This is a genomic window from Streptomyces sp. NPDC039424 (assembly GCF_055639495.1).
Map to the genome: position 1 here is coordinate 20,297 of NZ_JBVKAI010000014.1, position 10,998 is coordinate 31,294.

At 71.6% G+C, this 10,998-nt stretch carries 14 protein-coding genes; 9 read left to right on the forward strand and 5 right to left on the reverse strand.

What is annotated here, in order from left to right:
- Positions 1-5: 5 nt before the first annotated feature.
- The 3 genes from leuD (at position 6) to ACZ7L0_RS29685 (ending at position 1,881) form a co-directional block, all read left to right on the forward strand.
- Positions 6-599 carry a 3-isopropylmalate dehydratase small subunit gene (gene leuD, locus ACZ7L0_RS29675; RefSeq protein WP_471245587.1) on the forward strand — a complete coding sequence of 198 codons (594 nt, stop codon included), beginning with the start codon at positions 6-8 and terminating at the stop codon, positions 597-599.
- 262 nt (positions 600-861) lie between these two features.
- Positions 862-1,092, forward strand: coding sequence for an SCO5555 family protein (locus tag ACZ7L0_RS29680; protein ID WP_471245588.1), 231 nt, complete (start codon positions 862-864; stop codon positions 1,090-1,092).
- A 138-nt stretch (positions 1,093-1,230) separates the two neighbouring features.
- Entirely contained in the window at positions 1,231-1,881 is a 651-nt protein-coding gene (locus ACZ7L0_RS29685) for an HU family DNA-binding protein (protein ID WP_471245589.1), read from the forward strand.
- A 96-nt stretch (positions 1,882-1,977) separates the two neighbouring features.
- On the opposite strand, the gene ACZ7L0_RS29690 is transcribed toward ACZ7L0_RS29685, so the two are convergent.
- On the reverse strand, positions 1,978-2,190 hold the full coding sequence (locus ACZ7L0_RS29690) for a hypothetical protein (RefSeq protein ID WP_471245590.1): 213 nt from the start codon (positions 2,188-2,190) through the stop codon (positions 1,978-1,980).
- A gap of 9 nt (positions 2,191-2,199) precedes the next feature.
- The gene (cofC, locus tag ACZ7L0_RS29695; protein ID WP_471245591.1) at positions 2,200-2,838 is read right to left on the reverse strand and encodes a 2-phospho-L-lactate guanylyltransferase; all 639 of its coding nucleotides are present in this window, start codon (positions 2,836-2,838) and stop codon (positions 2,200-2,202) included.
- A gap of 164 nt (positions 2,839-3,002) precedes the next feature.
- Here cofC and ACZ7L0_RS29700 point away from each other — a divergent pair, with 164 nt between their 5' ends.
- From ACZ7L0_RS29700 to ACZ7L0_RS29710, 3 genes are all read left to right on the forward strand, one after another.
- The gene (locus ACZ7L0_RS29700; RefSeq protein ID WP_471245592.1) at positions 3,003-3,767 is read left to right on the forward strand and encodes a lysophospholipid acyltransferase family protein; all 765 of its coding nucleotides are present in this window, start codon (positions 3,003-3,005) and stop codon (positions 3,765-3,767) included.
- On the forward strand, positions 3,764-4,774 hold the full coding sequence (locus ACZ7L0_RS29705; protein WP_471245593.1) for an NAD(P)H-dependent glycerol-3-phosphate dehydrogenase: 1,011 nt from the start codon (positions 3,764-3,766) through the stop codon (positions 4,772-4,774). Before ACZ7L0_RS29700 ends, ACZ7L0_RS29705 begins: the two co-directional genes overlap by 4 nt.
- Before the next feature lie 70 nt (positions 4,775-4,844).
- The gene (locus tag ACZ7L0_RS29710; RefSeq protein ID WP_471245594.1) at positions 4,845-6,002 is read left to right on the forward strand and encodes a D-alanine--D-alanine ligase family protein; all 1,158 of its coding nucleotides are present in this window, start codon (positions 4,845-4,847) and stop codon (positions 6,000-6,002) included.
- Positions 6,003-6,015: 13 nt separating this feature from the next.
- Here the strand turns inward: ACZ7L0_RS29710 and ACZ7L0_RS29715 are convergent, their stop codons facing one another.
- Entirely contained in the window at positions 6,016-6,531 is a 516-nt protein-coding gene (locus ACZ7L0_RS29715; protein WP_471245595.1) for a DUF3515 domain-containing protein, read from the reverse strand.
- Positions 6,532-6,551: 20 nt separating this feature from the next.
- On the reverse strand, positions 6,552-6,785 hold the full coding sequence (locus ACZ7L0_RS29720) for an Lrp/AsnC family transcriptional regulator (RefSeq protein WP_003997603.1): 234 nt from the start codon (positions 6,783-6,785) through the stop codon (positions 6,552-6,554).
- Positions 6,786-6,992: 207 nt separating this feature from the next.
- Here ACZ7L0_RS29720 and ACZ7L0_RS29725 point away from each other — a divergent pair, with 207 nt between their 5' ends.
- Together ACZ7L0_RS29725 and thiD are read left to right on the forward strand one after the other, a co-directional pair.
- Complete coding sequence (locus ACZ7L0_RS29725) at positions 6,993-7,958, forward strand: thiamine-phosphate kinase (RefSeq protein ID WP_471245596.1); 966 nt, start codon at positions 6,993-6,995, stop codon at positions 7,956-7,958.
- Positions 7,955-8,740: a bifunctional hydroxymethylpyrimidine kinase/phosphomethylpyrimidine kinase gene (gene thiD / locus ACZ7L0_RS29730; protein WP_471245597.1), complete on the forward strand. Its 786-nt coding sequence runs from the start codon at positions 7,955-7,957 to the stop codon at positions 8,738-8,740. The genes ACZ7L0_RS29725 and thiD overlap by 4 nt, the downstream gene beginning before the upstream one ends.
- A gap of 117 nt (positions 8,741-8,857) precedes the next feature.
- Here thiD and rpmB read toward each other — a convergent pair whose 3' ends face one another.
- Entirely contained in the window at positions 8,858-9,043 is a 186-nt protein-coding gene (rpmB, locus tag ACZ7L0_RS29735; protein ID WP_003993230.1) for a 50S ribosomal protein L28, read from the reverse strand.
- Between the two features lie 236 nt (positions 9,044-9,279).
- Here rpmB and ACZ7L0_RS29740 point away from each other — a divergent pair, with 236 nt between their 5' ends.
- Complete coding sequence (locus ACZ7L0_RS29740) at positions 9,280-10,992, forward strand: DAK2 domain-containing protein (RefSeq protein WP_471245598.1); 1,713 nt, start codon at positions 9,280-9,282, stop codon at positions 10,990-10,992.
- Positions 10,993-10,998: the final 6 nt, after the last annotated feature.

The following is a 10,998-nucleotide window of genomic DNA, read 5'->3' on the forward strand; positions in this document are numbered from 1 at the left end:
CAGTCATGGAAGCATTCACCACGCACACCGGCCGGGCCGTCCCGCTGCGCCGCAGCAACGTCGACACCGACCAGATCATCCCTGCTCACTGGCTCAAGAAGGTCACGCGGGACGGGTTCGAGGACGGGCTGTTCGAGGCCTGGCGCAAGGACCCGGAGTTCGTGCTCAACCGCCCCGAGCGGCAGGGCGCGACCGTCCTGGTGGCCGGCCCCGACTTCGGCACCGGCTCCTCCCGCGAGCACGCCGTCTGGGCGCTGCAGAACTACGGCTTCAAGGCCGTGATCTCCTCCCGCTTCGCCGACATCTTCCGCGGTAACTCGCTGAAGAACGGCCTGCTCACGGTGGTGCTGGAGCAGAAGGTCGTGGACGCGCTGTGGGAGCTCACGGAGAAGGACCCGACTACTGAGGTCACTGTGGACCTTGAGGCGCGTGAGGTGCGCGCCGAGGGCATCACGGCCTCCTTCGAGCTGGACGAGAACTCCCGCTGGCGGCTGCTGAACGGGCTGGACGACATCTCCATCACGCTCCGGAACGAGGCGGACATCGCCGAGTACGAGGCCAAGCGCCCGTCGTACAAGCCGCGGACGCTCCAGATCTGATCCCGGGCCGCGCAAGTCGAGTTTCGGCCACCGCACCACCCCCTCTGTACCCCCGATCGCCACGATTGGGGGTACAGCCATGTCTGCACCCGAACGGCCCCGCGCCCGACCGGCCCTCCGGTCAACTTCCCACGTTAGGCGGGTGGTTGCCGGGGTACGCGAGATGTGGGACCGCGGCAACCGGATGCGCTGGGAAGGCCGTTTGAGGCGGCAGTTGCCCCCTGGGCAGGCGACAACTCGCCCCAGATGGCACAATCTGTGCATGGAACACGACGGCCAACTCGAGCTCTATACGGCGGTCGCGGACCAACTCAAGGAAGCGCACACAAGAGTGCGCGCACTGCAAGTCCCGGAGGGCGTACGGATGGCGCTGACCCGGAAGCTGCTGGTCATTACGGCCGCGGCCAAGCACGATCTCGCCGACGCGGCAAGGCGGCTCGAACGGTTCGTCGCGGACCTCGACGAGGGGCGAATCCCCGAAGAGGACCGCTGAACAAGATCCGAGCAGGCCGAGTCTGTTGCGGCACAAGGGTGATTAGCCCGTTTCGTGTTTGATTTGCGGTATATATCTGCCTAACGTGCGAAAAAGCTTGAACACTTTCGTTCTGGCGATGTCTCCGAAGGGGAAGACGTGAACAAGGCGCAGCTCGTAGAAGCGATTGCCGACAAGATGGGTGGCCGCCAGCAGGCCGCCGATGCTGTCGACGCGGTCCTGGACGCCATCGTCCGCGCGGTCGTCGGCGGAGACCGGGTCTCGGTCACCGGCTTCGGGTCCTTCGAGAAGGTGGACCGTCCCGCCCGCTACGCCCGCAACCCCCAGACGGGCGAGCGGGTTCGGGTCAAGAAGACCTCCGTCCCGCGCTTCCGTGCCGGTCAGGGCTTCAAGGACCTGGTGAGCGGCTCGAAGAAGCTCCCGCGCGGTGGCGAGGTCTCCGTGAAGAAGGCGCCGAAGGGCAGCCTCCAGGCCGGCGCCGTTTCCGCGACGGTCAAGAAGGCCGCCGCCAAGAAGACCACGGCCAAGAAGGCCGCGCCGACGGCGAAGAAGGCCGCCGCGAAGAAGACGACGGCGAAGAAGACCACCGCCGCCGCCAAGAAGACCACCGCGAAGAAGGCGACCGCCAAGAGCACCACGGCGGCCGCGAAGAAGACCACGGGCACCAAGGCCGCCGCCAAGAAGACCACGGCCAAGAGCGCCCCGGCCAAGAAGGTCACGGCCAAGAAGGCCCCGGCCAAGAAGTCGTCCGCACGCAAGACCACCGCCAAGAAGGCCACCGCCCGCTGAGGCACAGGGGCACAGGGGCACTCACGCGCCGGGCCGGACTCCCCTCGGGAGCCCGGCCCGCGGCGCGTTCACGGCTGTGTCCGGGCGGTCTTGCGCTCAGAAGGTCTGCAGCGTCACCAGCGTGATCCGGAGGCCCTCTCCGGCCCCCGCCGCCGGCTCCGTCTCGATCCGCACCCGCTGCCCGGGCCGCAACAGCCGCAGCCCGCCCGCGTCGAACGCCGGCGCGTCGAACCCCACCGGGGTGCCGTCGTCCAGCAGCACCTGCCCGCAGCGGGTCTCGGGGTCGTACGTGTACGCGGTCGCCTGCATGGCAGCAGCCTACTGCCCGGGAATCAGCAGCCGCGCGGCCGCCGCCGCCGTGCGCGGTCCCACCCCGAGGGTGAGGGCGGCCCGCAGGTCCTCGCCGGTGTCCACGTCCTGGCGTACCGAATCCACTGTCCTCAGCCGCAGTTCCGTGGCGCCGGACGCGCGGTGCCGGGCCCGGGAATCGAGGCCGAAAGCCGGGCGCAGATCCCGGCCGGGGGTTGCGGCCAGCAGGGTGGTGCCGACTCCGGCCGCGTCGGGGAGAAAAGCGCGGGGGAATTCCGCCGCCGCGGACAGCACCCGGGACAATTCCAGCGGGCGCAGGGCCGGCAGATCGGCGTTCAGGGCCGCCAGCGGGGTTTCCGGACGCGAATCCCGTACGACGCCCGCCGCGTGCGTCAGAGCGGCGTTCAGGCCGGTTCCCGGCTCGTCGGGGACGATCCGGGCGCCCAGCGCCGCCAGCTCCCGGCCCGCGAGCGCGTCGTTGGTGACCACTGCCACATCCGCCACCGCCGGGCAGGCGAGCGCGGCGGTCACCGTGTCCTGGGCGAAGGCCAGGGCCAGTCCGGGGCGCAGCTCGTCGGCGGCGGTGTCCGCCAGCCTGCTCTTGGCCCGCGCCAGGGGCTTGAGAGGTATGACCAAGGTCCACTGCACCGACGTACCGTCCCTTACTCGTTGCGCTCATTGTCACCCGGCCCTTCCGGCGGCCCAGGTGGCGGGGCGTACGGTGTTCTCGACAGACCGGCGGCCTGGGGCGACACTTGTGCGGCCCCCCGGCCCTGGTGGCAGCCCTCGAGGCCCTAGAGGAAGGTGTCCGCGTGCCCCGCCGCAGAATCGGCTTCTGGTACCGCTTCGCCGCGGTGCTCTGCAAACCGCCGCTGGTGGTTCTGATCAAGCGGGACTGGCGTGGAATGGAGCACATTCCGGCCGAGGGCGGATTTATCACCGCGGTGAACCACAATTCCCACGTGGACCCCTTCGCGTACGCGCACTATCAGTACAACACCGGACGGGTTCCTCGATTCCTGGCGAAGAGCGGACTTTTCGGGAAGGGATTCGTCGGTGCCGCGATGCGCGGCACCGGACAGATCCCCGTCTACCGCGAGAGCACCGACGCGCTCAGCGCCTTCCGGGCCGCGATCGACGCCGTGCGGCGCGGCGAGTGCGTCGCCTTCTACCCCGAGGGAACCCTCACCCGCGACCCCGCGGGCTGGCCGATGACCGGCAAGACCGGCGCCGCGCGCGTGGCGCTGGAGACCAAGTGCCCGGTCATCCCGGTCGCCCAGTGGGGCTGCAACGAACTGCTGCCGCCGTACGCCAAGAAGCCGCACCTCTTCCCGCGCAAGACCCACCGCGTCCTGGCCGGCCCGCCGGTGGACCTCTCCCCCTTCTACGACAAGGAGATGTCCGCCGACCTCCTGAAGGAGGCCACCGAGGTCATCATGGCGGCCATCACCCGCCAGCTGGAGGAGATCCGCGGCGAGAGGGCGCCCCGGAAGCCGTACGACCCGCGCCGGGAGCGGATCGAGCAGCGGCGCAGGACGCGGGCGCAGACGGGCCAGGAAGAGGAGAGCGCCAAGTGAGCGAGTCGGTCAAGGCGGCGGTCTTCAGCGCCGGTTCGTGGGGCACCGCCTTCGGGATGGTGCTCGCCGACGCCGGATGCGAGGTCACCCTGTGGGCCCGCCGGCCCGAGGTCGCGGACGCGATCAACTCCACCCGCACCAACCCCGACTACCTGGCCGGCGTGGAGCTCCCGGAGAACCTGCGGGCCACCACCGACGCGGCCGAGGCCCTCGCCGGGGCGGACTTCACGGTCCTGTCGGTGCCCTCCCAGACCCTGCGCGCCAACCTCGCCGACTGGGTTCCGCTGCTCGCCCCCGACACCGTCCTCGTCTCCCTCATGAAGGGCGTCGAACTCGGCTCGACGATGCGGATGAGCGAGGTCATCGACGACGTCGCCAAGGTCGGCCCGGACCGCATCGCCGTGGTCACCGGGCCCAACCTGGCCCGGGAGATCGCCGCCCGTATGCCCGCCGCGGCCGTGGTCGCCTGCACCGACGAGACGGTCGCCCGGCGGCTCCAGGCCGCCTGCCACACCCCGTACTTCCGCCCGTACACCAACACCGACGTGGTGGGCTGCGAACTCGGCGGCGCGGTCAAGAACGTGATCGGCCTGGCGGTCGGCATCGCCGACGGCATGGGCCTGGGCGACAACGCCAAGGGCTCGCTCATCACGCGCGGGCTCGCCGAGACCACCCGGCTCGGGATGGCCCTCGGCGCCGACCCGCTGACCTTCTCCGGGCTGGCCGGCCTCGGCGACCTGGTGGCCACCTGCTCCTCGCCGCTGTCGCGCAACCACACCTTCGGCACCAACCTCGGCAAGGGCATGACCCTGGAGGAGACCATCGCGGTCACCAAGCAGACCGCCGAGGGCGTCAAGTCCTGCGAGTCCGTGCTGGATCTGGCCCGTCGGCACGGCGTCGACATGCCCATCACCGAGACGGTCGTCGGCATCGTGCACGAAGGCAAGCCGCCGGTGGTGGCGTTGAAGGAGCTGATGTCGCGCAGCGCGAAGCCGGAACGACGCTGAGCGACGCACGTCCCCGCACGGCCCGCCGACGCTGTCTCCGTGCCCTACCACCGGGTACTCTCAACGCGATATGAGCACCGAGAACCTCCCCCAGAGCCCTGAGCAGCCGTCCCGCAAGCCGCGGGTGGCCGTCGTGTTCGGCGGGCGCAGCTCCGAACACGGGATCTCCATGGTCACGGCCGGCGCCGTACTACGGGCCATCGACCGGACGAAGTACGACGTCCTGCCGATCGGCATCACCCGGGACGGCCGTTGGGCGCTCACCGCGGACGAGCCCGAGCGCATGGCCATCGTCGACCGGCGCACGCCCAGCGTCGAGGAGCTCGCCGAGTCCGGCGAGGGCAGTGTGGTGCTCCCCGTCGACCCCGCCAACCGCGAGGTCGTGTACAGCGAGCCCGGCTCGGTGCCCAAGGCCCTCGGCGAGGTCGACGTGGTCTTCCCGGTGCTGCATGGCCCGTACGGCGAGGACGGCACCCTTCAGGGCCTCCTGGAGCTCTCCGGTGTCCCGTACGTGGGTTCGGGCGTGCTCGCCTCGGCCGTCGGCCAGGACAAGGAGTACATGAAGCGGGTGTTCACCTCCTTCGGGCTGAAGGTGGGCCCGTACGTGGTGATCCGGCCGCGCGAGTGGGAGCGGGACGAGTCCGCCGCCCGCAAGAAGATCGTCGACTTCGCCGGCGAGCACGGCTGGCCGCTGTTCGTGAAGCCCGCGCGCGCGGGCTCGTCGATCGGCATCACCAAGGTCGACGACCTCTCCGGGCTGGACGAGGCCATCGCCGAGGCCCAGCGGCACGACCCGAAGATCCTGGTGGAGGCCGCGCTGCGCGGCCGCGAGATCGAGTGCGGGGTGCTGGAGTTCGAGGACGGGCCGCGAGCCTCCGTGCCCGCCGAGATCCCGCCGCCGGACGCGCACGCGTACTACGACTTCGACGCGAAGTACATCGACTCCACGCCCGGCATCGTGCCCGCCCCGCTCTCCGAGGAGGAGACCGCCGAGGTGCGGCGGCTGGCGGTGGACGCCTTCGAGGCGGCCTCCTGCGAGGGCCTGGTCCGCGCGGACTTCTTCCTCACCGAGGACGGCGAGTTCGTGATCAACGAGATCAACACGATGCCCGGCTTCACGCCCATCTCGATGTACCCGAAGATGTGGGAGGCGACCGGGATCGGCTACGCCGAACTGGTGGACCGGCTGGTGCAGGCGGCACTGCGGAGGTCGACCGGGCTGCGGTAGCGGCCGGGTGCGGTCAGCTGGTGGAGGCGATCCCCTCGGGGATCGCCTTCTTGATGGAGGCGGCCAGGTCGACGAGGACCGTGGAGCTGTCCTGCTCGGGCACCGACCTGGGCAGTGTCACCTCGACGTAGGCCTCGCGCGCGGCCGTGGTGAACCGGTACGTCCCGTCGTGCCGCTTCTCCATCAGCCAGTCGACGCCGTTGACCCCGCCGGCGATCGCGTCCGGGTCGGCGCCCTGGGCCACCTTGGGGTCGGTCATCTTCGGCGGCCGCCGTACACCGCAGCGCAGTATGATCGCCGGGCTTCCCCAGCCCGCCGTGAGGGCGGACCGGGGCTCGGGGTCGTCGCGGCTTTGGCCGGCCACCTTCCCCGGCAGCGCCTTGTGCAGGTTCCGGCACAGTTCGGTCGTCTTCGCGTCGGGGCTGGGAACCGCCACCGTGCGGCTGTCGTCTGCCGAGGAGCAGCCCGCGACGGCGATCAGCAGGGCGAGCACGGGCAGACCGGCCGGCCGGTGACGGAAGAAGTTCACCGGCCAAGGGTAGACGGGGGCTACAGATGCACGACCGGGCAGGTCAGAGTGCGGGTGATGCCGTCGACTTGCTGGACCTTCGCGACCACCATGCGGCCGAGGTCGTCGACGGTGTCGGCCTGGGCGCGCACGATGACGTCGTACGGTCCTGTCACGTCCTCGGCCTGGATGACTCCGGGGATCTTGCTGATCGTCTCGGCGACGGTCGACGCCTTGCCGACCTCCGTCTGGATCAGGATGTACGCCTGTACCACGGAACCTCCAGGGCGGCCACGAGGATCATGTGGGGAAAAGGAACGCCACGGTATCGCGTTGCCGGTCGCCGCGGGGAGACCTGGGGAGACCGGGACGCCGCGCGCCGGGGTGCGGGCACGACAGAGGCTGACGGTCACCTCGACCGTAACGAGGACCAGGATGACGCGCGAGCGGGTGCGGACAGGCACAGAAGGGGCTGAAGGGCAATGAAGGGCACTGTGGGTGAGCTAGGTGAGTTCGGGCTCATCCGGGAGCTCACCTCCCGTCTCACCACCACCCCGGCGGTCCGGGTCGGTCCCGGCGACGACGCCGCGGTGGTCGCCGCGCCCGACCGCAGGGTGGTCGCGAGCACCGACATCCTGCTGGAGGGGCGGCACTTCCGCCGCGACTGGTCCACGGCATACGACGTGGGCCGCAAGGCGGCGGCGCAGAACCTCGCGGACATCGCCGCCATGGGCGCCGTACCGACCGCGCTGCTGCTGGGCCTGGTCGTGCCGGCCGAACTCCCGGTCACCTGGCCGACCGAGCTGATGGACGGGCTGCGCGACGAGTGCCAGGTCGCGGGCGCCTCCGTGGTCGGCGGTGATGTGGTGCGCGGCGACACGATCATGGTGTCGATCACCGCGCTGGGCGATCTGCGCAACCAGGAGCCGGTGACCCGGGCGGGCGCGCAGCCCGGCGACCTCGTCGCGGTGACCGGCTGGCTGGGCTGGTCCGCGGCCGGGTACGCGGTCCTCGCCCGCGGCTTCCGCTCACCGCGCGCCTTCGTCGAGGCGCACCGGCGCCCCGAACCGCCGTACCACGCGGGACCGGCCGCGGCGGGCCTGGGGGCGACCGCCATGTGCGACGTCAGCGACGGCCTGATCGCCGACCTCGGGCACATCGCGGAGGCCAGCAAGGTCCGCATCGACATCCGCTCCGGCGCCATCGACGTCCCGACCCAGATGAACGACATCGGGCAGGCCGTCGGCGTCGATCCGCTGCAGTGGGTGCTGACCGGGGGAGAGGACCACGCGATCGTGGCGACCTTCCCGCCGGACGTGAAGCTGCCGGCCCGCTGGAAGGTGATCGGCGAGGTGCTCAACCCCTCGGCGCTGCCCCAGGTGACGGTCGACGGGGCGCCGTGGACCAGCAAGGGCGGCTGGGACCACTTCGGGGACATCGAGCCGTGATCCCCAGGGTCCTCACGGTGGCCGGCTCCGACTCCGGCGGTGGCGCGGGCGTCCAGGCCGACCTCAAGACGATGCTCGCGCTCGGTGTGCACGGCATGAGCGTGATCACGGCGGTCACCGCGCAGAACTCACTGGGGGTGCAGGGTGCCTGGGAGCTGCCGGTGGCGGCGGTGCGGGCCCAGTACCGCAGTGTGGTCGACGACATCGGCGTGCAGGCCGTGAAGACCGGGATGCTCGCCTCGGCCGAACTGGTCGAGGCGGTCGCCGAGTTGATCGCCGGGACGGACGCGCCGGCGGTGGTGGACCCGGTGGGCGTCTCCAAGCACGGCGATCCGCTGCTGGCGGCCTCCGCGCTGGACTCCGTCCGGACGAGGCTGCTGCCGGTGGCGACCGTGGCGACGCCCAACCTGGACGAGGTGGCGCAACTCACGGGGGTGCGGGTCGAGTCCGAGGAGGACCTGCGCGATGCCGCGGCGGCCGTGCTGGAGTACGGGCCGCGGTGGGTGCTGATCAAGGGCGGCCATCTGTCCGGGGACGCCGTGGACCTGCTGACCGACGGCTCGCGGGAGCACTGGCTGCGGGCGCCCCGGCACGACAACCGGCACACGCACGGTACGGGGTGCACGCTGGCCTCGGCGACAGCGGCGGGGCTGGCCAAGGGGCGGTCGGTGCCGCAGGCGGTGGCGGAGGCGAAGGAGTACGTCACCGGGGCCATCCGGGCCGGGTTCGCGCTGGGGGCGGGGATCGGGCCGGTGGATCACGGGTGGCGGTTCCGGGACTGAATCCCCGGGACGCTCAGGGACGCCCGGGTGCGCCCGGGTACGGCAAAAAGCCGGTCCACCCGGAGGTGGACCGGCTCAGTGCAGCGATCCGGCAGTGGCCGCGCGCTCAGCTGAGCGTCAGCGCGAGACCTTGCCGGCCTTGATGCACGAGGTGCAAGCGTTCACGCGCTTCGGCGTCCCGCCCACCACGGTACGCACTCGCTGGATGTTCGGGTTCCAGCGGCGGGACGTACGGCGGTGCGAGTGCGAGATGTTGTTGCCGAAGCCCGGCCCCTTGCCGCAGACGTCGCAGTTGGCAGCCACGGGTCACTCCAAAGACTTCAGATGCACTTACGGTTAAATCCCGGCATGCCGGGATCGAGATCGTAAGACCTGAGATCTTGAGTGGCGCTGCCAGGGGGAATGGCCCGATCAGGATCGGGCAACCGGAGCAGCATACAACGACTGCGTCCGTACAACGAAACTACCATGGCGGCTCAGGCGCCCGCGCCCGGCGGACTACGCTGCCTCCCACGTCCAGCCAGCTCAGGGAGGCGCAGGTGGCGCAGGTGCCGCAGACATTCTTCGATGCTCTAGCGGTGCGTACCTGGTGCGGTCTCGCGTTGCGGGCGCTGGGGCGCTCGCGTGAGGAGATCGACGCGATCAACGTGTATCCGGTGGCGGACGGGGACACCGGCACGAACCTGTACCTGACCCTGGAGTCGTCGGCGGCGGCGGTGGAGGCCGTGTTCGCCGGGCACGCGGTGGGACCGGGTGACGCTTCGGGGCCGTCGCTGGCGGACGCGGTGCGCGCGATGGCGCACGGGGCCCTGATCGGGGCCCGGGGCAACTCCGGGACGATCCTGGCGCAGCTGCTGCGCGGCATGGCGCAGGTGCTGGCGACCGGGAGTGAGCCGTCTCACACGGACGGACAGGGGCTGCGGCTCGCCCTGCGGCACGCCGCCGACGCCGCCCACCACGCGGTGGCCCGTCCCGTCGAGGGGACGGTCCTGTCGGTGGCCTCCGCCGCCGCCGACGCCGCCGACGGGGCCGGGGGCGACTGCGGAAGCGTGGCGCGGGCGGCCTACGAGGGGGCGTGCGCGGCCCTGGCGGCGACTCCGGGGCAGCTGGCCGTGCTGGAGCGGGCCGGAGTGGTCGACGCCGGCGGGCGGGGGCTGGTGGTGGTCCTCGGGGCGCTGGTGGAGACGTTCACGGGGGAAGCGCCGGGGGCCCTGGCGCCGTACCTGCCGCACGCGCGCGTGGCGCACGCCGAGACGGAGGAGCACGCCGAGGCGAGGGAGCGAACCGAGGCGCAGAAGCACGCCGAGCCGGAGGACTGCGCCTCGGCCGGAGGCCCCGCCTTCGAGGTGATCTACCTGCTGGAGGCGGAGGACGCCGCCGTGGCCCGGCTGCGGGAGCGGCTCGACCGGCTCGGGGACTCCCTCGTCGTGGTCGGCGGCGACGGACTGTGGAACGTCCATGTGCACGTCGACGACGCGGGCGCCGCCGTGGAGGCGGGCGTCGAGGCCGGGCGGCCGTACCGGATCCGGATCACCCACTTCGGGCTCGGGGACGTGCACACCGGTGCCGAGCCGCCGCCCCGCGAGCCGGTCCAGCGCGCGGTGGTGGCCGTCGTGCCCGGCGCCGGCCTGGCCGGGCTGTACGCCGAGGCCGGCGCCACCACCGTGCTCGCCCGCCCCGGTGAGCCGCCCGCCAGCGGGGAGATCGTCCAGGCCGTACGCCGTGCCCACGCGCGCGAGGTCGTACTGCTGCCCAACGACGCGGAGCTGCGCCACACGGCCGCCGCCGCGGCCGAGCAGGTCCGCGCGGAGGGCGTCCGCGTCGCCCTCATCCCGACCCGCTCGGCGGTCCAGGGGATCGCCGCGCTGGCGGTGCACGCACCGGAGCGCCGCTTCGACGAGGACGTCGTCCAGATGACCTCGGCGGCGGGCGCCACCCGCTACGCCGAGGTCGCCGTCGCCGAACGCCAGTCCTGGACCATGGCCGGCATCTGCCAGGCCGGCGACGTGCTGGGCCTCATCGACGGCGACGTGGCGGTGATCGGCTCGGACGTCACCGCCACCGCCGAGACCGTGCTGGACCGCATGCTCCAGGCCGGCGGCGAGCTGGTCACCCTCGTCGTCGGCGACGAGGCGCCGCGGACCGTCGCCGAGCGGCTGGAGGCACGCGTACGGGAGACGTACCTCGCCGTCGACACGGTGGTGTACCGGGGCGGCCGACAGGGGGCGCTGCTCCTCATCGGGGTGGAGTAGAAGAAC

Bases quoted from the DNA above. Each gene is read 5' to 3' on its own strand.
- leuD (WP_471245587.1), top strand. From the start codon at position 6: ATGGAAGCATTCACCACGCACACCGGCCGGGCCGTCCCGCTGCGCCGC.
- ACZ7L0_RS29680 (WP_471245588.1), top strand. From the start codon at position 862: ATGGAACACGACGGCCAACTCGAGCTCTATACGGCGGTCGCGGACCAA.
- ACZ7L0_RS29690 (WP_471245590.1), bottom strand. From the start codon at position 2,190: ATGCAGGCGACCGCGTACACGTACGACCCCGAGACCCGCTGCGGGCAG.
- ACZ7L0_RS29710 (WP_471245594.1), top strand. From the start codon at position 4,845: ATGAGCACCGAGAACCTCCCCCAGAGCCCTGAGCAGCCGTCCCGCAAG.
- ACZ7L0_RS29725 (WP_471245596.1), top strand. From the start codon at position 6,993: ATGAAGGGCACTGTGGGTGAGCTAGGTGAGTTCGGGCTCATCCGGGAG.